This window comes from Terribacillus saccharophilus, assembly GCF_002272745.1.
Classification (GTDB): domain Bacteria; phylum Bacillota; class Bacilli; order Bacillales; family Amphibacillaceae; genus Terribacillus; species Terribacillus saccharophilus_B.
On record NZ_NPBD01000002.1, the window covers coordinates 461,995 to 482,466 of the forward strand.

The following is a 20,472-nucleotide window of genomic DNA, read 5'->3' on the forward strand; positions in this document are numbered from 1 at the left end:
ATCAGCTTCTCCTCTCTTGCTCAATCAGACGCTGGATGACCGCTTCCATATGAGTCTGACGGTGTTCCGGTATGGCTTCACCTTTCATTTCCTCATAAAAGGCAGCAAAAAGCTGCATGTGCGACATGCGCTGCTTTTCCTTGATTTGTTTGATGTCAGACATGGAGCTGGCGCCGACCTTAGCCTTTCGTTCTAATCGAAGGATATTTGGATACAGTTTACGGAGTTTCCCCATAGGATCTAGCAGCTGCCCGTCATCCAATAGACGTATATGCAAATAATCGTCTGGATTTCCCGCCGATCCTTCCATTAAATCATCATAGTAACCTTCCACAATGCGCATATCCCGTTCGGGTACAAGATCAATCTTCTCAAATGATTGGAATCCGGCTGCATCAAGCTCCACCATTGTCACCGATTTCTTATGACTTGCCTCGGAAAAGGAATATTTGAGCGGTGAACCGCTGTAGCGTATATGGTCACTGACGATGCGCTGTGCCTGATGCAAATGCCCAAACGCTGCATACGTAAATGGTTTGAAAAGAGCTGCATCCACATACGGACTCCCGCCGATCATGGAGAGTCGTTCTTCAGAGTCAGATTCCATACCGCCTGCCAAGAAGGCATGTCCGATAAAAACATGACGTTCTGTCATGTCGTATGTGTCGGTAATATATGAAACAATTTGCTCCATTGCTCGTTGATGGGTAGTAATGCTGTCATCTCCAAAGAATGCACGTACGTCAGCAGGCTCTGTATATGGAATTAGGTGAAAATGCACAGGACCATGTGCATCTTCCAGTGTGACTGGAGTCAAACCAGGACGCAGCTTCGTTTCGATGTACAACTTACTTGCCTTGAACAGCTGGCTGCCGAAATCGAGACGATCCGGGCTGTCATGGTTGCCGCTGATGGACAATACAGGTATTTCCTTATCGCCAATAAGCCAGTTCCATGTATTGTTCAGCAGTTCCACTGCATCTCGGGGCGGAATAGCCCGATCATATAAATCGCCTGCTACGATGACCGCATCAGGCTGTTCTCTATCGATTATCGTTTTGATCTGCTCCAGGATAAGAGCTTGATCTTCTGTCATATGTACGCTGTTGACAATCTTACCAAGATGCCAATCAGCGGTATGCAATAGTTTCATAACGAATTCCTCCTGCTATTATTCTAGCATGATTTAGAAAAGGGTGGTATGGGAAGAACCGGCAGGAAACTGCTAGTCTTGCTTTCTTCTATGAAAAGGACATTTAATTGGCGAACTATTATCATCATGGAGAAAGTACTGCTTCCATTCAAGATTGTCCTTATTGCCGTATGCATTCAAATCAGGATGAATATCACTTAAATCATATTTGAGGATACGTTCCCGGATTTTCTGCTTGATGCCAGCAGCAGCTTTTGGTTTTGATTCGAATGTCTCCAGCACCCATCTTGGTGTTATGGCTAGCATCATACATGGGAAATTCCGGCTTTTCTTATTGGAATGTGCTGGCGTGGCACAATACATGAAATATTGCTCACCGCCAAAGCAATATTCCCACAATGCATTTGCCGGATTATTTGGAATGTGAATTGGCCAGCTCTGTTGATCGTGAGCTGTCGTCTTGCTGAGCAGATTCCAAAAAATATCGAAATAAGCAGATACATCAAGGTGTAGCTCCTGCTGCTTCGTTGTATCAAAGAATATAATCAGGGAAGTATAAGAACCAAATTCCCTTGCTTGCTGTCCGTATGTGTGCAGAAAATCCGCCAGCTGCTTAGCTGCATCTTCTGTCGTAGGATCAACGGCAAAACCGTAACGGAATTGACCAAGCCTATGGCCTACCGTGGCTGGTATGCAAGGGAACTGGGATTTCTGATCGGATAATTTGCTATGGAAGGTAAGTAGTGCTTCTTGCTGCCAAGAAGTCTTGAGGTGATTGTCAGCATTAGAGCTGTCGAACAAGATCGTCATCACATGTTCTCCTTTTCCTGGGTTTATCCCTAGTACTTTATTCAGGATGGAGATACCGAGTGAATGACAGGAATTATGAAGACATGCGCCACACGTTCCGCTGTGGCTGAATGGCAAGAATTCGGTCCACTCTGAATGTGCGCAGTTGTTTGCGCAAAAAACAATAGCCGGTCACTGATTCGTCATTGATTCGTTCGATCATTACTTGGCGCTTCGTCAAGGAGCCATCCTTTGCCATATAAATCATCGTAACCTGCTGCTCTATGAATTTCGCCAATGCGGCTCTTTCCATTAAGATCCCTGCTTTCTGTATAATTTCATATATTTATTATATAAGAACATACGTTCCTTGTCACTTGAAAAAGAACACACGTTCGATTATACTATTTACAGGAGGCATGACTTATGGTGAATGATCGCGGGAAAATCAAATGGACATCCTTGATGCTGCCTGAGCATGTTGAGATGCTGCAGCAAATGGGACGGGAAATCGGAAAAGCAAATCCCCCAATCATGGATGAACAGCAGCTGGAAGAATTGGAACAGAAGGTTCGTTATATTCAGGTAGGCAAAACGAAAGCCAGTATGATGTACAGAAAAGGGCGAAATGTGGAAAATGCGTCAGGGATCGTTACAGGACTAAAGCAGTCCGAGCAATATTTGCTTCTGGATACAATGGATAGGCTGTATCCTATTCGCATTCCATTCGACCATATTATAGATATCACGCTGCATTAAAAAAAGCCGCTCTCAGCTGGAGGCGGCTTTTTTTAATGCAGCGGATAAATCAGCTTTAACGTGCCATGCTTTCCGCTGATGTGTCATCAGAAGTATATGTTTTTGTGTCCAATTCGCCAAGCGTCCGGCTGGTAACAAGTCCTGATACCATCGAACCGCTAACATTAAGTGCCGTACGACCCATATCAATCAACGGTTCAACCGATATTAATACACCGGCTAAAGCCACTGGTAAATTCATCGTAGAAAGAACAATCAAAGAAGCAAATGTTGCTCCTCCTCCCACTCCTGCTACACCGAATGAACTAATCATAACAACTAGTATTAAGGTTGCAATAAATGACGGTGATAAAGGATTGATACCTTGAGAAGGCGCAATCATAACCGCAAGCATAGCTGGATAGATTCCAGCACATCCATTTTGTCCGATTGTGATACCGAATGATGCCGAGAAATTAGCGATAGATTCTGGTACACCTAATTTATTTCGCTGCGCTTCAACGTTCAGCGGCAGGGTGCCGGCACTCGTACGGGAAGTGAAGGCAAATGCCAATACCGGAAAGACCTTTTTTAGATACTGCTTTGGACTTAGTCCAAGTACAGCCAGCACAATCAGATGCACAACGAACATAGCAATCAGTGCGACGTAAGAAGCGATAACAAACTTACCTAATGTTGCGATTGCGTTAAAATCACTGCCTGCAACTGTCTTTGCCATCAAAGCAAGTATGCCATATGGTGTTAAACGCAATACCAATGTGACAATACGCATGACAAGACTATGCAACGCTTCAATTATTTTTTGGAAGAAAGCAGCATGCTCAGGTGTCTTTCTCTTTATCCCAAGGTAAGCTACCCCAACAAATGCTGCAAATATAACTACTGCAATCGTGGAAGTAGGTCTTGCTCCTGTCAAATCCAAGAATGGATTAGCAGGCAGGAATTCCAATATTTTTTGGGGGACTGTTGTACTTTGTACTTCAGTCAGGCTTGTTTCCAAATCTTCACCGCGTGTTATCTCCGCATCACCTGCAGTTATATCAATTGCTTTCAGGTCGAAACCTGCAGCAGCTGCAATACCGATTGCTGCGGCAATTGCTGTTGTCACCATAAGTGTACCGATGACAAGCCCGCTTATCTTTCCAAGATTAGAAGACTTCTCTAGTCTCGTGAAAGCAGCTACAATCGATATGAAAACTAGCGGCATTACGATCATCTGCAAAAGTTTCACATATCCGCTTCCCACCAACCCAAACCAATCACTTGTCATGACGATGGTTTCAGAAGCCGGATCATACACTAACTGCAGTATAACTCCGTATACAATACCGAGACCCAATCCGGTCAGTACTCGTTTAGAAAAGGAAATATGCTTCTTCTGCATGTAAAAGAGTACGCCAATTAAGGCTAAAAGAATAACAATGTTCACAAATGTGAATAAGTCCAAATAAATCATCCTCCTTATTAAATTATATAATTCCAATCAACTAAGTATGAATTGACCTTTTACACAATACCATGATGGAAAGATTATGTAAATATGAATCTGTGATTAAGAAATGAGCAGGCAAGGTGTTGGATACTGTAATAATTATATGAATTCACCCCAACAAAAAACCGGTTCCTCTAATCGGAACCGGTCTTCATCAATCAGCGAAACGAAGAAGATCACCATTCAGGATAGCATCTGAATAATATAAATCTTTATTGCGCTTTTCAAAATAAGGAGAGCATTTTTCCATTTTTGTCTGTTCAGCTGAAGTCTTATCATAGCAAAGCTGTTTTGTGTAGATGACTTCCTCCGAAACAAAATCACCATCTCGAAAAACAACGAATGGTTCACGATCAGCAGCTAGCAGATCTTGGCCGAAATTTGGATAAGCAGCCGTATCCACGCCAAGCAGATGCAAGATGGTTGGCTGGATATCAATCTGCCCTCCAGGACTATGGAAGGTTTCTCCCTCCTGCCCGGGTACGTGAATGATCAGCGGAACCCGCTGCAAGTCAAGCTCTTCCGGTGTCGAGAGATTTTCATCCAGATAGGATGCTATTCCATCATAATAATTCTCTGATATCCCATAATGATCACCAACGAGCACAATGATGGAATCTTCGTATAAGCCGGTGCGTTTCAATTCACCAAAAAATTCTTTAAGTGCTTCATCTTCATATCGTACTGTCTGGAAGTAACGGTCCACGACATCGAGACCTGTATCTGCTTCATCTATTAGTATATCCTCTTCATCCAACAGAAATGGAAAATGGTTTGTAAGCAGCAGAAACTTGCTGTAGAACGGCTGCTTCAGTTCTTCCAGATAAGGCATGGATTGCTCGAGGAAAGCCTCATCCTTTATACCGTAATTAACGGAATTTTCTTCGGAAACTTGATAAGAATCCTTAGAGAAGAATTCATCATAGCCAAAAGCATCATATGCTTCCTCCCGATTCCAGAAACTGCCGACATTACCGTGGAACGAAGCGCTATGATATCCGGATTTAGCAAGGATTTCGGGCATAGCAATAAACTCATTCTCCGCCCGTCTTACATAAACAGAACCGCTTGTAAGCGGATAGAAAGACTGATCGAACATGAATTCAGCGTCCGAGGTCTTTCCTTGAGCAGTCTGGTGATAAATCTGGTCGAAATAGAAACTGCCCTCCATCAAGCTGTTCAGGAAAGGAGTGATTTCCTCTCCTTTCACTTTTCTGCCAATGACAAATTGCTGGGTGGATTCCAAGTTGACTAAGATAACGTTCTTCCCTTTTGCAACGCCAAAATATTCTGATGTGATATCTGTGTCGGCAGCTTCCAAGTATGCTGCAGCCTTCTTATAATCCTGTTTTGTTGCAAATGTACTGCTGAGCTCTGCGCGCACCGTTTGGTAAATATCATATCCATGATAATATACAGGTCCTAGTGTACTCACCATTGCTGACCGGTTATAACTGCCATCATGCTGATCTCCTCCGCCAATATAAGAGCAGCCGACATTGATGGCTATTAATAATGCAGTGCTTACAACGAGAATACCCTTCCGTTTCCACTTGAAAGATACAGAACGCGGACGTTTGAAGATCCACCATAAGAGAAGAATCATAGCATCTGCAAAAAGCAATAAGTCCAGCGGATCCATTAATTCAGCTGTGCTTTGGCTGAGTCCCCCGACATTTTTGAATTGAAAAAGAATAGGCAGTGTTACAAAGTCGATATAAAAACGAAAATACAGCAGATTTCCGTATAGAATTCCAGTTATGATGATATGTAAAATAAGAAATGCGCCTGCGCGCAGCTTCCTGGAAAATAGATACAGCAGGACAAACAATACCGCAACCGATGACATACAAGACAGGAATAGCTGAATGTAATCAAATGGTTCATATAGAGGTAAATTGAAATAGATGATACAAATAAGGTACATCTTACATAAAAGGAGAACTGCTCCTACCGAACAGAATCCTTTAGCGGTAGCAAGAAAATTCATCAGGCAAATGTTTCCTTCTTTCCGATCAGAACGGCAAGCGCATCTGTCACATGCTCCAAATCCTTCTCCTTATGATGTCCCATGACGGAAATCTGCATCCAATTACGTTCGATAAGATAACTGCTATTGCAGCTTATCAAATAGCCTTTCTTTGCGAGCTCCCTGCCAACGATATCCGCACGCTGTTCCTTCGGCAGAACGATAGTAACAATCCCAGGTGCCCAGGCTGCATCTGCTAAGAGTGTCAGCCCCTTCTTTCTGCAAAGTTTGATCAGTATTTCTGTCAGTTCACCGACCCGATGCAGCAGTTTTGCATCTTCCCATTTATCGATTGCAGCAGACAAAGCTCTGATCAAGTTAGAAGAATGCGTGAACGGCGCACTGTCATATGTATGGTAAAGACCCAGATCCAGATAGCGCGGAATGCTGCTGGATATTTCAATTGTGTGGTGATAAAACACGAAAGCCAATCCAGCATAGGAAGCTATGCCCTTTCCGCTGCCAGCAGTGGCTAGGAACACATCTCGCAAATCAAGTGGTACATTTCCTAGGGAACTGCAGCAGTCCAGAACCAACTTACTGCCTGTCTTCTTCGCAATGTACTTCAGCTGATCTAAGTCTTGCAGCACACCGGTTGAGGTTTCCAAATGAACAGCCCATATCCAGTCAGCATTACAAGATTCTGCCTCTGCCAATATGTGTTCATAATCAAAGCTTTCACCCCAAGGTATTTCCACTGTGTTGAAATGTAGACCCACCCGCTGTGCATGATCTTTCAGCCTCGATCCGAACTCTCCATTAACAAGTATTAAGCCTTGCTTATTTAGTGTGCGTAACTGAGCGGCCGCGGCATCGTTTCCTAGTGTTCCAGTTCCCAGCAGTATTTGAACATGCTTTGCTTGGGTCAAACTCCTTAGTCGCCCTCGCAACTGATGGAGCTGATCAAGAAACGCAGGTGCACGGTGAGAGCATGCTGTCTCACCCATTGTCTTTTTTACTTGATCAGCCATTGGAACAGGACCTGGCAGGAAACTGATCGGATCTTGGTTTTGTAGAAGGATGCGCTGAAAAGCTCGCGCTTTGCGCTGAAACAGTTCTTCCGTCACATACATCGGCTGGAATTGTGCATCTCCTGATCCAGTCAACGGTCCGAAAGCAACGAACCCCATATGCTTATACAGCTTCTGCTGTCGTAAGACGCCGGAAATAACGGCCATATCAAATCCATTTTCGAGACAGTATTGAATAAGCGCTTCTGCTAGCCTGAAAAATACGAAACTTTCACGATAGGCTTTTTCGACTGCCAGTAATCTGATTTCGCATTTGGCATCATGAGGAGGCAGATAGTCATCCAGTCCCTCTATTTTTTCATCAAGCGAAAAAGGCCTGATTGAGCGGGTAGCGATCATAGCAACGACCTTCTCCCCATCCAGGCCGATAATATATGTATTTTCCTTATTGAACCTGTCTATTCTTTTACGCTCCTGATTGGTCTCGTGCTGTGGAATTTCCTCTGTGAAGGTACGATAATTGAGCGCATGCACCTGTTCAAATTCCCACGGCTCGGTAGCAATTTTGTACTTTAATTGTGTCGAATTCATCGTATGTCACCTCTCGTTACGTAATAGCAAATAGCTCCAAGCAGCTTTCAGATGCGTATGATGGGCTGCCAGGATAAGGACAGTCACTAGAACGTAAACAGCAATAGTTAGCATGTCCAATCGTAAAAATGGAAGCAGTACCGCTGTACAGGCATAAGCTAGTAAACCTGAGATGCTGAATTTTCTAATAAAAAGATAGATACATAGAAAAACAGCAAGCAGCAGGAAGGTTGCTTGGTAAGAGAAAATGACAAGTGCTCCGAGTGACACTGCTATTCCTTTTCCGCCTTTAAAACGAAGCTGAATGGGAAATATATGACCCAGCACTGCTGCAATCATACCTAAACCTGGAATAACCTCAGTCAGACCGCTCCAGCGGATAAGCAGCACAGCTAGCATTCCCTTAGCTAAATCGAAAGCAAGCACCCACAAGAAACCTTTCTTTCCCATCGCTCTTCCGGCATTCGTTGCTCCTGCATTCCCGCTTCCAGTCGTACGTATATCGATTCCATGCTTCCATTTCATCATATAATAGGCTCCATTTAGAGAGCCAAGCAGATATGCCAATATTATACTTATTAGAGCAAGCCCGACAACTTCCATAAACTTACACCACCTTGCATTAGTTCCATAGTATAAATAAATATCTGAAACTTCAATGACATTTGACAAAATTTTACCTAAATACGGTATAAAAAATGCCTGTATCTGCTGATACAGGCATGATAATCACTTATTCTGTTGTTTCATAAGATCGCCATAGACGATCAAAAACCTGCAGCGCTCCATGGAAAGGACTGTTCCATTCCAAGTATTCGCTGATTTCGTCATAGGATGAGCTATGCTTCGGAAAATTATGATCCCCAAACATCCAGTCAGCAAGGAGACTCTCATCCGTTGGCTTCTTCCGTCCTCGGTATGTCATCATAAAATGATAAAAAGAACGCATTTATTCACCTTCTTTCGGTTGTACTCCGCTCTTCTTCCTCCATACCGGATAATAAATTGTCAGCACTATAAGAAAGAAGAAAAAAACAGGCGGCAAAAATACATACAGCATTTAGCGCCTTACCCGATCATATTGAATAAAGTAATAATCGTATGGATTTCGTTCATCTTTGACGCCTTTCTCACGTGATGTTTCATTCCACTCTTTCAATGGAAAGTCTGGGAAGTGCGTATCTGCCGGAAAGCTCTCCTCTATATACGTCATATAAATACGATCAGCGATCTCCAATGTCTGGGAAAAAATCTCGCTTCCACCGATTATGAAAATCTCTTTTTCGGAGTGCTCGTCCGCTAATTCCTTTACTGCATTCACATCATGCAAAATCGTAACACCATCTGCTTTGAATGCTTTATCCCTCGTAAGCACAACATTCGTCCGATTCGGCAGTGCACCATTCATCGAATCGAGTGTCTTCCTCCCCATGACGATGATTTGACCGGTCGTCTTTTCTTTGAAGAATCGCAGATCTCGCGGAAGTCTCCATGGAAGGTCATTCTCATATCCGATACCTCGGTTCTGATCCATTGCAAATAATAATGAAATCATACTTGTCCCTCCTTATACGGCGACTGGCGCTTTGATGGCAGGATGCGGTTCATATCCGATGATTTCTAAATCTTCCATGGAAGCATCAAAAACAGAATGCAAGCTGTCTTTAATCTGCAATGTTGGCAATATTTTTGGTGTACGGCTTAGCTGAGTCTCCACTTGCTCAAGATGATTCGTATATAAATGCGCGTCTCCAATTGTATGGATGAATTCCCCGACTTCCAATCCGCATTCTTTGGCAATCATATGTGTCAGCAAACTATAGCTGGCAATATTGAACGGGATACCAAGGAAAATATCGCCGCTGCGCTGATAAAGCTGGCAAGAAAGTTTGTTATCCGCTACATAGAATTGGAACATTGTATGACAAGGCGGCAGCGCCATCGATGGTACATCTTCTGGATTCCATGCTGAAACTATCAATCTTCTGGAGTCCGGATTTTTCTTGATCGTTTCAATTATGTCTTGCAATTGATCGATACTTTCTCCTTGTGTCGTCTTCCAGTTTCGCCACTGCTTTCCATACACGTCCCCGAGATGGCCAAAACGTTCGCTAAAGCTATCATCGGTCAGAATCTGCTGCTTGAAGCGTCCCATTTGCGTCTCATAGGCTGCACGGAAGTTATCATCCTGCAGTGAACGGCGTCCAAAATCGGTCATATCCGGACCGTCATATGCTTCACTTTCCACCCAATTCTTAAACGCCCATTCATTCCAAATGTTATTGTTATGCTGCAGTAAGTAGCGGATATTTGTATCTCCCTTAAGGAACCAAAGCAATTCGCTTGCGATAAGCCGGAAAGGGACTTTTTTTGTTGTCAGCAATGGAAAACCTTTTTGCAGGTCAAAGCGCATCTGGTAGCCGAATACAGAAACTGTGCCAGTACCTGTACGGTCTTCTTTCTTTGTGCCATTTTCAAGTACATATCTGCATAGATCCAGATAAGCTTGTTCAGAGGTTGTCATATAATATCATTCCTTTATCGTATATCATCACACGGCATTTCCCATTCCTCAAAAAATCGGTTCAGGAAGTCTTGCATGTAAGCATGTCTCGACTCAGCCATACGCAATGCTGTTTTTGTATGCAGTGTATCTTTCAATTTTAATAGTTTATCATAAAAATGCTGAACGCTCGAATGCTTGGGATCATTAGGCCAATGGATAAGGCGGCTGGCAGCTCCGCCAAAAGCGAACGTCCGAGCGATCCCGATAGCACCTATTGCATCCAGACGATCCGCATCCTGAATGATCTTTCCTTCCACTGTATCAGGTGTGCGTCCTCTACTGAAGGAAATATTGCGGCATGCCTGAAAGATATCTTGAATGACGTTATCTTCCAACCCGATACGGCGCAGAAAACCTTGAGCCTCAGCCACAGAATCTGCTGGCTCATCAAACAGTTTATGGTCACCAATATCGTGCATCCATCCAATCGCCTCTGTCAGGAACGGATCTGCACCTTCTTCGAATGCGATTTTCCTTCCCATCTTAGCTACTCGTTTCATATGATAGAAATCGTGACCTGTTGCGTCTTTACGGAAAATGGTATAAGCATAACGCTCCATCTCTTCCAATTGTCTTTTCTGTTCCATCATTCATCGCCCTTCCTGGTCAAATAAGTTCAGTTGTTCTGGCGGCGGATCCGGCAGCTGCTGACCGAAGAGCTGCATCATCTCCTTGGCATTATCACTAGCATCACCGCCGGAATTATTATTGAATAGTAAGATGACACGTGCGCAGGAATGCTCCAACTCCAATGCAGTATCCCGCCATTCCTTCAATTCAATCTGATTGTATCGATAAAGAAAACGGACTTTTCGCCAGTCTTCGCGACCGTTTTGATTCCAGCCATGCACATTTCGTCCGTGAAAGCGCACAAGCGTCAGCTGGTCGTTCGTGGCTTCGGCAATCGCAGGTACAGAACCGCTTCCTGCCTGCGGTTCATCGCAAACTGTATGTATGAATCCTAGCTCACGCAACAAAAGAAGCGTCCTGTCTCTATATTCCTCCGCGTACCATGACTGATTCCGGAATTCAATCGCTACCGGCAGTCCTTTCGTCAGCTCACGAATAAAACGGAGCCTATCGATGCTTGTCTTTTCCACTTGGAACCAAGGTGGAAACTGGAAAAGGACCGCTGCTAGCTTATCTGCTTCTATGATAGGCTGAATCGATGCCAAAAAGTGCTCAAATAGTGAAGCTGCTTCTGCTCTGGTCATCTTTTTTCGACTCTGGCCGGTCATGTCCTGATGCGCTTTAATAATAAAAGAAAAATGATCAGGTGTTTCATCTGCCCATTTTGTATAATTCTTGACAGACTGAATGGCGTAGAAGGAAGAATCCACTTCGACAACATCAAAATGGGTCGCATATGTTTTCAATTTCTGCTGTCTGGCTTTTGCATCTGGGTATAATTTATCGTGATCTCCCCACCCAGTTACACCGATTTGAATTGTCAAACCCTCGCCTCCTTCCGACAATATACGATTTATTATATTGTAATAGAATCGTATCAACCCATCAACGAAGAGCTTTACTTATAATAAAAAACATAAAATGTAGCATATTGATAAGAAAGAAGAAATGAACCAGTCTTTCAATTCAGTCAGAGAGCGATTACTTTCCCAATAAACCCCCATTTCCCCATACTTGACGCATTTTTCAAAATAAGCTATATTTGTGTCAAGCAAACAAGATGAGCGGAATAAGAACATTGGCAGCTTGCTAGAAGAGCTAAGTAATTCCGCCCTTCTAGCAGACTGCCTTTTTTAATTCATGCACGTCTTTTTTGCATTACTACATGCGTTTTCTGTGAAACGTCTTTTAGGAGGATAAGGAATATGCCAAACGGAATTGTAAAGTGGTTCAACGCTGAAAAAGGTTACGGATTCATTCAAGTAGAGGACGGTAACGATGTGTTTGTACATTACTCCGCCATCCAGGAAGAAGGCTTCAAGAATCTTGAAGAAGGTCAGGAAGTATCCTTTGAAGTAATCGAAGGAGAAAGAGGACCTCAAGCAGCTAACGTAGAAAAAGTCTAATATAACTCTAAGCGGCAATCCAATGGGTTGCCGCTTTTTTGGTATACACCTTTTTCCCTAAGTTGCATCCATTTGGAAAAGCGCGTATACTCTTCCATTGTCTAATGTTTTTTCACTAGGAGGAGCAGCATTGAATAACGATTTGCTTTGGATTGTCTTTTCGATTATAAATTTTGTCCTGCTGTTAATCATGTATCGACTGTTCGGACGTCTTGGATTGTTCGTGTGGGTTGGTATGGCTACAGTATTGGCGAATATCCAGGTTACGAAGACAATCGAGCTGTTCGGTTTAACAGCGACAATGGGAAATATCATATATGGAACCATCTTCTTGGCTTCAGATATACTAAATGAGAATTATGGTAAGAAAATCGCAAGAAAAGCAGTTGGTCTCGGCTTCTCTACCCTGATCATCATGACAATCATCATGCAGATTGTTCTCGTGTTCGACCCGGCGCCAAGCGACATTGCGCATTCATCCCTCAGTACAATATTTGGATTCCTGCCGCGAGTAGCACTTGGAAGCTTGATTGCATACGGCATCAGCCAATATGTAGATGTCTGGCTTTATGCCCTCGTCAAGAGAATGCTCCCAGATGATAAATTCCTTTGGGTGCGAAACAATGGCAGCACGATGCTCAGCCAGCTGCTGGATACGCTCGTTTTCTGTACGATCGCCTTCGCAGGAACATATGAATGGTCAGTATGGATTGAGATCTTCATCTCGACGTATTTGTTGAAATTCGTGGTCAGCATCATTTCGACACCGTTTCTTTATGGCGCAAAACGGATGTACAGGCAGATCAACGATTAGGGGGAATAGATATTGATCGAGGTATATACGGATGGTGCCACTAGTGGTAATCCAGGGCAAAGCGGTGCAGGTATCGTAATTATAAATGATGGAACACGTCAGACTTACAGTGTACCGCTCGGAATGATGACAAATCATCAAGCCGAGTTTTGGGCCATCATCAAAGCACTGACAATCTGTCAGAGCGATTACCCCGACGCAATAATTTCCTTACGTTCTGATTCCCAAGCGGCAGTACAAGCAATAGATAAGGAACATACGAAGAACAAGGAATTCCAGCCACTATTAGAACAAATCATGCAGCTTAGCCGGCAGTTTCCTTATTTCTTCATTAAATGGATACCGGAAAAACAAAACAAAGCAGCTGATCAGCTTGCTCGGGATGCGATTCGGCAGAATCAATGATATTGAAGCTGAAATCCTTTCCTCGCAAGCAGATCTTCTGCTTGTTTTTTTGTATGTATCTTAGCTTCTCCTATTAAATCAAGCACACTAAGATAGAAGCTGCCGTCAAAGGCATGCTGGAATCGCAACGTCACTTGTACAGCAAAAATAACCTTCCAATCAGGAGCATTGGCATAATTTTTGCCAAAATAGATGAATTGTACGTCTTCGTCTGTCAGTTTGAATCCTTTTGCCCATAAATCGTCCAGAAAATAGGCCAAGCTATGTTTCGTCAACTCGCAAAACCCCTTTATCAGAATCCGACTTTTATTATAGCATTCTTGTTTGCGGTTTCAATGATTTAATGATAATTCCGTTTTATTGGATTTATTAGATTTTTCTAACTTGCGCAACATTTCTCCTAAGTATTTACAATTCAAAAAGTTAGCATTAAACTAAAAAAGCCAATTAGAAAGGGGATGTTAGCGTGAAAAAGCTTATGTATTTGCTTGCGTTAACGGCTATCGTAGCCATCTTTGCAACAGGTTGTTCAAGTGCTGATTCACAAAGTAAATCAGACAGCGGTTCGGAAAAGACAGAAACGACAGATGTCAAAAAGGAACTGCTACATACGCAAATGGATTTCACAGCGGATTTCAGTCCTAATTATGCACCAATTGCAGCTTATCAGACTGCAGTAGCTGACGAAGAGTCCACAGATGATGTTATCAAAACAACTGCTGAGGCTGCCAAAAAAGCAGCTGATGAAGGCGCAGCTAAGCTTGCAGATTACAAGCTGGAAAGCAATCTTCCGGATGAAGAGAAAGAAGCCTTTACAGCTTCACTTGATTCTTTAAAAGCATACTTCGAGGAAGTGAGCAAAGCTATCGATGCCTCTGAAACAGAGCCGAACCTCGATGCAGCTCAGACACAATTTGATACTTTCCAGACCGACTTGGAAGGAATCTATAAAGACGCTGGCTTGCAAGTACCAGATATGGCAGCAGCTCTAAGCTAAAGAAAAACGATGCAGATTACTCTGCATCGTTTTTTTATAATTGATAGATTTTACTGTATTTCTCCGTCAAATAGGTTACAAGATAGTCAGCATTCAATCCTTCACCTGTTACTTCCTGCAGCAATTCCAACGGCTTCTTTGCTTTTCCATATTGATGGATTTGATCCGTTAACCATGCTTTAATCGGGGCAAAGTCGCCTTTTTCTATCAGATTATCTATATCCAAAGACTCCTGCATTTTGGCATGGAACTGTGCTGCATACATATAACCTAGTGCGTACGATGGGAAATAGCCGAAGTCCCCACCTGACCAGTGGATATCCTGCAGAACACCTTGAGCATCACTTTCAGGCACAATACCAAGGTACTCTTCCATCTTACTATTCCAGATCTTCGGCAAATCTTTCACCGCAATTTCATCTTTGAATAATGCCTTCTCCAGTTCATAACGAATCATGATATGTAATGCGTATGTCAATTCGTCAGCCTCGATCCGGATGAATGATGCTTTTACTTCATTCACCGCCTGATAGAAGGTGTTAAAATCAATCTCTTGTAATGATGCAGGAGCATACGTTTTGAATTCTTCAAAATGCCCCTTCCAGAAAACTTCGCTTCGTGCGACGAAGTTTTCCCAGAATAGAGACTGAGATTCATGGATTCCCATGCTCGTTCCGCTTGCTAAAGGAGTTGCCGCTAATGTTTCTGCTATGTTCTGCTCGTACAGCGCATGTCCGCCTTCGTGAATTGTGCCGAAGACAGCCATACGGAAGTCTTCTTCATCGTAACGAGTTGTAATTCGGACATCCTTCGGGTTCAGTGTGATTTCAAATGGGTGAATTGTATCGTCCAGTCTTCCCGCTTCGAAGTCATAGCCCATTTTTTCCAGGACAGAAATTGTGAAAGCTTTTTGCTGTTCCTTTGAGAAAGGTGTCTGAAGCACACTAGTGTCTGGTTTCACGTCCGATTGTTTGATTTGCTCAAGTAAATTTGTAAGAGATTTGCGTAATGCTGAGAACACTTCGTCCAGTGTCTCCATCGTCACGCCGGGCTCATACATATCCAACAGAACGTCATAAGCATGCTGTTCAGCATTCCAATAGGAAGCGAATTTCTTCTTATAGGTGACCAGCTCCTCCAAATATGGCTGGAGCAAACCGAAATCTCCTTTCTCCCTTGCTTCTCCCCAAACGGATTCGGCTTTGGATTGAAGCATGATATATGCTTTAAACTCTGCTTCAGGAATTTTCTTGTTGCGATCGTATTCTTTTTCACTCTCAGCTAGTGATTTGATTAGAATTTCGTCCTCGGCGATCGGCTTAAGTTCATCAATCAGTTCTTTCAGTTTGTCAGATGTGGATAGACGATGCGACTGCTGTGATAAATAGCTTATCGCTTCAGCCCGATATTCCATACCGGCTTTCGGTGCTTTCGTCCGCAAGTCCCAATGCATGAGGGCAATTGCTTCTTCATAAGCTTTTTGTTCCTTGATCAAGTCCCAATATTGCTGTGTTGCATCTGACATACTATCCGCTCCCTTTTTCAGATATGTTTACCGAAATACTGATAATAATCGGTCTTGATAAAACCGTTGAAAAGCTTGCGTTTCTTAGTTGCCTGTTTGCCATAGAATGTTTCAAAGCCTTCATGAGATGTTAAGATATAACCGCTCCAAGAAGGGTTATCCTTCATAATGGAGCCTAGCTCTTTATAGGCCTTTTCCACATCAGGGCGATCTCCCAATCTTTCCCCATAAGGCGGATTCGTTATCATATAACCATTATCCTGCTTTGGATTCCAATCCGCCACCTGCATCTGTCTCCAGTTGACCAATTCGCCAAGACCCGCTTCAATACTATTTGCCTTCGCAATTTCCACCATTTTATGGTCGATATCCGAACCGGAAATATGGAGTTCTTGATCATAATTAGCTAAATCCTCTGCTTCTTCCAGCGCCTTTTCCCATAGGTCGGATTTAATCCAATGCCAGTTTTCGGCATCAAATTCGCGGTTAAATCCAGGAGCAATGTTCTGACCGATTAGTGCGGCTTCGATGGCAATCGTGCCGCTACCGCAGAATGGATCATGAAGTGGAAATTCCGGACGCCAATTCGTCAAAAGCACCATCGCAGCTGCAAGTGTTTCTTTAATCGGTGCTTCGCCTTGCCCGACGCGATAGCCGCGTTTATGCAACCCTGTACCGCTTGTGTCCAATGTCAAACTGACCGTATCCTTCAAGATAGCCACTTCAATTCGGTGTCTTGGACCTGACTCATCCAACCAGGAAGCAATGCCATGCTTCTGTTTCAGTCTTTCTACTACCGCCTTCTTTACGATGCGTTGACAATCAGGGACACTATAAAGCGTCGATTTGATACTTTTTCCGATTACCGGGAATTCTCCGTTTTCCTGTATGTACGTTTCCCACGGCAATGCCTTTGTCTGTTCAAAGAGCTCATCAAAAGTAGTCGCCTTGAATTCTCCGACGAGCACTTTAATACGATCAGCTGTCCGAAGCCAGAGATTGCAGCGTACAATAGCGGACGGATCCGCTTGAAATACTACTCTGCCATTGTCTACTTGTACATCTTCATAGCCCAGCTGCTTCACTTCGCGTGCAACAACAGATTCCAATCCCATCGCAGCAGTGGCAATCAGGGTCACTTGCCTTTTCATCATGTAAAACCTCGCTTTTATGTATTAAAAAGCCCTCTCTAGCTGAAACCAGTTAGAAAGGGCTGTTTGTTGTATACAGTGGACCAAATGAATGTTCTGTAAGCCATGTTCTGTACCGATGCACTGCGAGCGGTGGTCAGCCTCGTACAACGGTAGTAATCATCTATCTACAAGCTCATCGCTTGTCCCTTTTTAGGTTGAATTCCCATAATCAAGGGTGCCCCTACCAACATTTGGGTTGCTCACTCGTGGGGTTTACCTCGTTCCACTCAGCAAGTTTCCAAGCTGACTACGTCACTGTGGCACTTTCAAGACATGTCAGCCATATCCGAAGACTTAGGCTTTCTGCCTGCCGTTAGCATTACTGCTACCTTGGCTTATGAATTCGCCAAGCACGAACACTACAAGCATCTCAGCCTGTGTGAGCATGGACTTTCCTCTGCATCACTGCAGCGATTACTCAAACATTCATTTTTAAGTTGCTAACCTATTGTACGCGGTTCGACGTCAATAGTCAAGACCGCCCAGCATCAAACATCATTCTCAGCGAATTTTTTCCCGAAAACGGCCTTTTCCAAATTGGACAGACGTTTAAGGATGTCATAATTCACTTGATGATTCATCTGTGTCTCTCGCTCTCGCACAGGAGCAGCTGGCTGTGGAGCTTGTTCTTTTGGCTGCTGTACAGATCTGGATGATCTGGTTGTGTCGTTCGAGGACTGCTGCTGTCTAAGACGTTCATTCTCACTTTTCAGCCGATCGATTTCTTTTTGGAATGTTTCATAATCCTGAATGATCTTATCCAAATACTCATCGACTTCATCTTGGTTATAACCACGCATACCTGTTTTAAAATTCTTTTCAAAGATATCTTTTTGTGTCAGTTGGATGTTTGCCAAAGCCATACACAAGTCACCTCATTTATACAATTGTATATAAGTACATTCTTTCAAACTCATCCGTGATTGTCAATTTTCTTCTCATGTCTGGTCCCAATAAGTAGGATCGTTCATCTGTTCCCGCTCAAGTGTGTCCTGTAAATCCAGCGCAGTTATATAGTAGAGCCCATAATCATGCGCTTCTTGATAGCTGCGTGCTTCTTTCAGGAAAAAATCGATACTGCCTGTCTGGTTTTCGTCAAACATAACAAGAGCAGCCTCTGTTTTTGACAGCATCCATTTATCACGTGCCTTGAATTGATATGGTCCCTTATAGTCACCTTCATATATCGGCTGGTAAAAATCAGCAAGCATGATCACTTCTTGGTACTCCTCCTGCAGATCTTCGGACCAGCGCGCGTCCTGATTATCAAAAGGCGGGATGACAGCAAGCTGGATATCATATTCCTCTTCCTTTAAATCAAGTACAACCTGGGCTGTCCACAACTCTACACCAGTCTGTCCTGACAGGAGCACCCATTCCAATCCAGTTTCAATCAGACCGAGCAGCTTGTCCCGTATTGTTTGCTTGATATAATGCACACGAGGATCACTCATTTTAAAGATTCCCATTTCGTAGTGCTTGTATCCAGTAACGTATAATTTCTTCATTAGGGACATGCGCTCCTCTTCTTTTCACTGTTTCTATCTAAACATAAAAGAGCTGGCTGACGCCAGCTCTAATAGGACTATTAGTACCACTTTTTCTGCGTTGGTTTAGGTTTTGGTGCCATTTGCGGTTTTGGCTGCTCAGGCATTGGCTGGTACATTTGCGGGCTTACCTGCTGCGGCATTGGCATTGGCGCCTGCATAGGCATAGCCATTGGCATCGGACCACAGTCCTTGCAAGGATTCGGTCTCGGTGGGCTGTTGTGAGTCGGGCTAAGATGTGTCTGCTCCATCGATTGTTCATTAGCAAAAGAAGTCGTATGTGGATACGCGTGGACATTCTTCACCTTATGATGGTTCACCACTGTTGTATGAACTGGGTGTATATGCTCAATTACCTCTTCAGAGTAAGTGTGTTCTACATTGTTGATAACAGGATCGACTATCGTCTTCGTTCCGCAGTGCACTGGACCACAATGGACTGGACGCGGAGGAGGACAGCAATGTCTTTTACGCATGTTCTTTCCCCTTTCTGTATTGGATTCTCTATAACATATGAAAGGGCGAAAGAACATGTACTATGACAGTCACCTATATTTCAGGCGTTTTGACTGATTAACCTGTCCGTATTTTTTAATGCCTCCAAGTTTTGAACCCCAATTCCGAACATGCTGATCCGCAGCTCAAGTTCCAGCTGCTCGAAGCGTTCAAGCAGTGCTTCTTTCGAATCCACTGCTTCCGGTAAAATGGAACGTCCGTAGCCTGCCATGTCTGCCCCTAAAGCAATTGCTTTAGCTGCATCCGCGCCATTCGTAATTCCTCCGCTGGCAATTAGGCATTCAGGAGGTTCGGGCATTCTACTCAGCTGTTCGACGCATTTGGCTGTCGGAAGGCCCCAATCAAGAAATGCTGATGCAGCTCTTTGCTTTATAGTATTCTGAGAACGATATTTCTCTACTTCAATCCAAGAAGTACCGCCAGCACCTGCTGTATCAATGAATTGTACGCCTGCTTCGATTAGCTGTCTGCATGTGTCAGGAGCAATCCCAAAGCCCACTTCCTTGACTCCGACAGGTACAGACAATGTATCTGCTACTTTCGCAATTTTAGACAAAAGACCGCTGAAATCAGTATCTCCCTCATCCTGGAAAATTTCCTGCATGCTATTAAGATGTAGCACAATGGCATCTGCACCTGTCAAACGAACGATTTGACTGCATTCATCAGGTCCATAACCATAATTCAGCTGGACAGCACCAATATTTGCGAAAATAGGAATGCTTGGAGCTTCTTCCCGAAGCTGAAAACTTGCAGCGGCCGTCTCATTTTCCAGCGCCACTCGACTGGATCCAAGCCCGAGTGCCCAGCCTTTTTCTTCGGCAGCACTTGCTAAGTTCCGGTTAATCTCATGGGCACGGGGTGTGCCGCCGGTCATACTGCTGATCAGAAAAGGCACTTTCACTTGTTTTCGAAGAAATGTGGCGCTAGTATCAATTGTATCGAAGCTGATTTCAGGAAGAGCCTGATGCTCGAATCGGTACAATTCGAAGCCAGTTGAGATACCTTTTCCTTGTACCTGTTCATTCAACGTAATATGTATATGTTCATCCTTACGGTTATGTATGGATCTGTCTGTCATCCTGTTTC

The 20,472-nt window shown here is 43.6% G+C and carries 24 protein-coding genes and 1 other RNA gene; 5 read left to right on the plus strand and 20 right to left on the minus strand.

Features of this window, described 5'->3' with window-relative positions; translation table 11 throughout:
* Position 1: 1 nt before the first annotated feature.
* The 3 genes from CHH58_RS04065 to CHH58_RS04075 form a co-directional block, all read right to left on the minus strand.
* The gene (locus CHH58_RS04065; protein ID WP_095227101.1) at positions 2–1,153 is read right to left on the minus strand and encodes an exonuclease SbcCD subunit D; all 1,152 of its coding nucleotides are present in this window, start codon (positions 1,151–1,153) and stop codon (positions 2–4) included.
* Between the two features lie 72 nt (positions 1,154–1,225).
* On the minus strand, positions 1,226–1,963 hold the full coding sequence (locus tag CHH58_RS04070; protein ID WP_095227100.1) for a YqcI/YcgG family protein: 738 nt from the start codon (positions 1,961–1,963) through the stop codon (positions 1,226–1,228).
* Positions 1,964–2,036: 73 nt separating this feature from the next.
* Entirely contained in the window at positions 2,037–2,255 is a 219-nt protein-coding gene (locus tag CHH58_RS04075) for a transcriptional regulator (RefSeq protein ID WP_095227099.1), read from the minus strand.
* Between the two features lie 113 nt (positions 2,256–2,368).
* Here CHH58_RS04075 and CHH58_RS04080 point away from each other — a divergent pair, with 113 nt between their 5' ends.
* Positions 2,369–2,701 carry a YolD-like family protein gene (locus CHH58_RS04080; RefSeq protein WP_095227098.1) on the plus strand — a complete coding sequence of 111 codons (333 nt, stop codon included), beginning with the start codon at positions 2,369–2,371 and terminating at the stop codon, positions 2,699–2,701.
* 55 nt (positions 2,702–2,756) lie between these two features.
* Here CHH58_RS04080 and CHH58_RS04085 read toward each other — a convergent pair whose 3' ends face one another.
* The 9 genes from CHH58_RS04085 to CHH58_RS04125 form a co-directional block, all read right to left on the minus strand.
* Positions 2,757–4,157, minus strand: coding sequence for an L-cystine transporter (locus CHH58_RS04085; protein ID WP_095262065.1), 1,401 nt, complete (start codon positions 4,155–4,157; stop codon positions 2,757–2,759).
* A 190-nt stretch (positions 4,158–4,347) separates the two neighbouring features.
* Positions 4,348–6,183 (minus strand): LTA synthase family protein, encoded by a 1,836-nt coding sequence (locus tag CHH58_RS04090; RefSeq protein ID WP_095232740.1) that lies wholly within the window; start codon positions 6,181–6,183, stop codon positions 4,348–4,350.
* Positions 6,183–7,784 carry an aminotransferase class V-fold PLP-dependent enzyme gene (locus CHH58_RS04095; RefSeq protein WP_095262066.1) on the minus strand — a complete coding sequence of 534 codons (1,602 nt, stop codon included), beginning with the start codon at positions 7,782–7,784 and terminating at the stop codon, positions 6,183–6,185. The genes CHH58_RS04090 and CHH58_RS04095 overlap by 1 nt, the downstream gene beginning before the upstream one ends.
* A gap of 6 nt (positions 7,785–7,790) precedes the next feature.
* Positions 7,791–8,387 carry a glycerol-3-phosphate 1-O-acyltransferase PlsY gene (plsY, locus tag CHH58_RS04100; RefSeq protein ID WP_095262067.1) on the minus strand — a complete coding sequence of 199 codons (597 nt, stop codon included), beginning with the start codon at positions 8,385–8,387 and terminating at the stop codon, positions 7,791–7,793.
* Positions 8,388–8,517: 130 nt separating this feature from the next.
* The gene (locus CHH58_RS04105) at positions 8,518–8,733 is read right to left on the minus strand and encodes a YozE family protein (RefSeq protein ID WP_095227093.1); all 216 of its coding nucleotides are present in this window, start codon (positions 8,731–8,733) and stop codon (positions 8,518–8,520) included.
* 111 nt (positions 8,734–8,844) lie between these two features.
* Positions 8,845–9,339, minus strand: a complete 495-nt coding sequence (locus tag CHH58_RS04110) for a dihydrofolate reductase (RefSeq protein ID WP_095227092.1) — start codon at positions 9,337–9,339, stop codon at positions 8,845–8,847.
* 12 nt (positions 9,340–9,351) lie between these two features.
* A complete protein-coding gene (locus CHH58_RS04115) occupies positions 9,352–10,308 on the minus strand; it encodes a thymidylate synthase (protein WP_095262068.1) in 957 nt (318 codons plus the stop codon).
* 14 nt (positions 10,309–10,322) lie between these two features.
* Positions 10,323–10,940, minus strand: a complete 618-nt coding sequence (locus CHH58_RS04120) for an HD domain-containing protein (RefSeq protein ID WP_249275026.1) — start codon at positions 10,938–10,940, stop codon at positions 10,323–10,325.
* On the minus strand, positions 10,941–11,804 hold the full coding sequence (locus tag CHH58_RS04125) for a DUF72 domain-containing protein (RefSeq protein WP_170937516.1): 864 nt from the start codon (positions 11,802–11,804) through the stop codon (positions 10,941–10,943). It lies immediately after the preceding gene.
* Positions 11,805–12,185: 381 nt separating this feature from the next.
* Here CHH58_RS04125 and CHH58_RS04130 point away from each other — a divergent pair, with 381 nt between their 5' ends.
* From CHH58_RS04130 to CHH58_RS04140, 3 genes are all read left to right on the plus strand, one after another.
* Positions 12,186–12,386 (plus strand): cold-shock protein, encoded by a 201-nt coding sequence (locus tag CHH58_RS04130; RefSeq protein WP_038560820.1) that lies wholly within the window; start codon positions 12,186–12,188, stop codon positions 12,384–12,386.
* Positions 12,387–12,516: 130 nt separating this feature from the next.
* Positions 12,517–13,200 (plus strand): queuosine precursor transporter, encoded by a 684-nt coding sequence (locus CHH58_RS04135; RefSeq protein WP_095227089.1) that lies wholly within the window; start codon positions 12,517–12,519, stop codon positions 13,198–13,200.
* A gap of 12 nt (positions 13,201–13,212) precedes the next feature.
* On the plus strand, positions 13,213–13,605 hold the full coding sequence (locus CHH58_RS04140; protein ID WP_095227088.1) for a ribonuclease HI family protein: 393 nt from the start codon (positions 13,213–13,215) through the stop codon (positions 13,603–13,605).
* On the opposite strand, the gene CHH58_RS04145 is transcribed toward CHH58_RS04140, so the two are convergent.
* Positions 13,599–13,880 (minus strand): DUF6123 family protein, encoded by a 282-nt coding sequence (locus tag CHH58_RS04145; protein WP_095234082.1) that lies wholly within the window; start codon positions 13,878–13,880, stop codon positions 13,599–13,601. The two genes, CHH58_RS04140 and CHH58_RS04145, sit on opposite strands and share 7 nt — an antisense overlap.
* A 191-nt stretch (positions 13,881–14,071) precedes the next feature.
* Between CHH58_RS04145 and CHH58_RS04150 the strand changes: the two genes are divergently transcribed.
* Positions 14,072–14,602: a hypothetical protein gene (locus tag CHH58_RS04150; protein WP_095232745.1), complete on the plus strand. Its 531-nt coding sequence runs from the start codon at positions 14,072–14,074 to the stop codon at positions 14,600–14,602.
* Between the two features lie 34 nt (positions 14,603–14,636).
* Here CHH58_RS04150 and CHH58_RS04155 read toward each other — a convergent pair whose 3' ends face one another.
* From CHH58_RS04155 to fni, 7 genes are all read right to left on the minus strand, one after another.
* On the minus strand, positions 14,637–16,127 hold the full coding sequence (locus tag CHH58_RS04155) for a carboxypeptidase M32 (RefSeq protein ID WP_095262069.1): 1,491 nt from the start codon (positions 16,125–16,127) through the stop codon (positions 14,637–14,639).
* A gap of 17 nt (positions 16,128–16,144) precedes the next feature.
* Positions 16,145–17,278 carry a THUMP domain-containing class I SAM-dependent RNA methyltransferase gene (locus CHH58_RS04160; protein ID WP_095227143.1) on the minus strand — a complete coding sequence of 378 codons (1,134 nt, stop codon included), beginning with the start codon at positions 17,276–17,278 and terminating at the stop codon, positions 16,145–16,147.
* Positions 17,279–17,372: 94 nt separating this feature from the next.
* Positions 17,373–17,746: RNase P RNA component class B (rnpB, locus tag CHH58_RS04165), an RNA gene on the minus strand.
* 62 nt (positions 17,747–17,808) lie between these two features.
* Positions 17,809–18,183: a cell division regulator GpsB gene (gene gpsB, locus CHH58_RS04170; protein ID WP_095227084.1), complete on the minus strand. Its 375-nt coding sequence runs from the start codon at positions 18,181–18,183 to the stop codon at positions 17,809–17,811.
* Between the two features lie 75 nt (positions 18,184–18,258).
* Positions 18,259–18,828 carry an SLOG family protein gene (locus tag CHH58_RS04175; protein ID WP_095227083.1) on the minus strand — a complete coding sequence of 190 codons (570 nt, stop codon included), beginning with the start codon at positions 18,826–18,828 and terminating at the stop codon, positions 18,259–18,261.
* An 80-nt stretch (positions 18,829–18,908) separates the two neighbouring features.
* Positions 18,909–19,343, minus strand: a complete 435-nt coding sequence (locus CHH58_RS04180; RefSeq protein ID WP_170937517.1) for a CotD family spore coat protein — start codon at positions 19,341–19,343, stop codon at positions 18,909–18,911.
* 80 nt (positions 19,344–19,423) lie between these two features.
* The gene (gene fni, locus CHH58_RS04185; RefSeq protein ID WP_095227081.1) at positions 19,424–20,464 is read right to left on the minus strand and encodes a type 2 isopentenyl-diphosphate Delta-isomerase; all 1,041 of its coding nucleotides are present in this window, start codon (positions 20,462–20,464) and stop codon (positions 19,424–19,426) included.
* Positions 20,465–20,472 lie beyond the last annotated feature (8 nt).

Coding starts and splice junctions, on each gene's coding strand:
- CHH58_RS04120 (WP_249275026.1), bottom strand. CDS start 10,940: ATGATGGAACAGAAAAGACAATTGGAAGAGATGGAGCGTTATGCTTAT.
- CHH58_RS04095 (WP_095262066.1), bottom strand. CDS start 7,784: ATGAATTCGACACAATTAAAGTACAAAATTGCTACCGAGCCGTGGGAA.
- CHH58_RS04155 (WP_095262069.1), bottom strand. CDS start 16,127: ATGTCAGATGCAACACAGCAATATTGGGACTTGATCAAGGAACAAAAA.
- CHH58_RS04075 (WP_095227099.1), bottom strand. CDS start 2,255: ATGGAAAGAGCCGCATTGGCGAAATTCATAGAGCAGCAGGTTACGATG.
- CHH58_RS04110 (WP_095227092.1), bottom strand. CDS start 9,339: ATGATTTCATTATTATTTGCAATGGATCAGAACCGAGGTATCGGATAT.
- CHH58_RS04130 (WP_038560820.1), top strand. CDS start 12,186: ATGCCAAACGGAATTGTAAAGTGGTTCAACGCTGAAAAAGGTTACGGA.
- gpsB (WP_095227084.1), bottom strand. CDS start 18,183: ATGGCTTTGGCAAACATCCAACTGACACAAAAAGATATCTTTGAAAAG.
- CHH58_RS04180 (WP_170937517.1), bottom strand. CDS start 19,343: ATGCGTAAAAGACATTGCTGTCCTCCTCCGCGTCCAGTCCATTGTGGT.
- CHH58_RS04085 (WP_095262065.1), bottom strand. CDS start 4,157: ATGATTTATTTGGACTTATTCACATTTGTGAACATTGTTATTCTTTTA.
- CHH58_RS04065 (WP_095227101.1), bottom strand. CDS start 1,153: ATGAAACTATTGCATACCGCTGATTGGCATCTTGGTAAGATTGTCAAC.
- CHH58_RS04090 (WP_095232740.1), bottom strand. CDS start 6,183: ATGAATTTTCTTGCTACCGCTAAAGGATTCTGTTCGGTAGGAGCAGTT.
- CHH58_RS04160 (WP_095227143.1), bottom strand. CDS start 17,278: ATGAAAAGGCAAGTGACCCTGATTGCCACTGCTGCGATGGGATTGGAA.
- fni (WP_095227081.1), bottom strand. CDS start 20,464: ATGACAGACAGATCCATACATAACCGTAAGGATGAACATATACATATT.
- CHH58_RS04070 (WP_095227100.1), bottom strand. CDS start 1,963: ATGACGATCTTGTTCGACAGCTCTAATGCTGACAATCACCTCAAGACT.
- CHH58_RS04080 (WP_095227098.1), top strand. CDS start 2,369: ATGGTGAATGATCGCGGGAAAATCAAATGGACATCCTTGATGCTGCCT.
- CHH58_RS04175 (WP_095227083.1), bottom strand. CDS start 18,828: ATGAAGAAATTATACGTTACTGGATACAAGCACTACGAAATGGGAATC.
- CHH58_RS04115 (WP_095262068.1), bottom strand. CDS start 10,308: ATGACAACCTCTGAACAAGCTTATCTGGATCTATGCAGATATGTACTT.
- CHH58_RS04105 (WP_095227093.1), bottom strand. CDS start 8,733: ATGCGTTCTTTTTATCATTTTATGATGACATACCGAGGACGGAAGAAG.
- plsY (WP_095262067.1), bottom strand. CDS start 8,387: ATGGAAGTTGTCGGGCTTGCTCTAATAAGTATAATATTGGCATATCTG.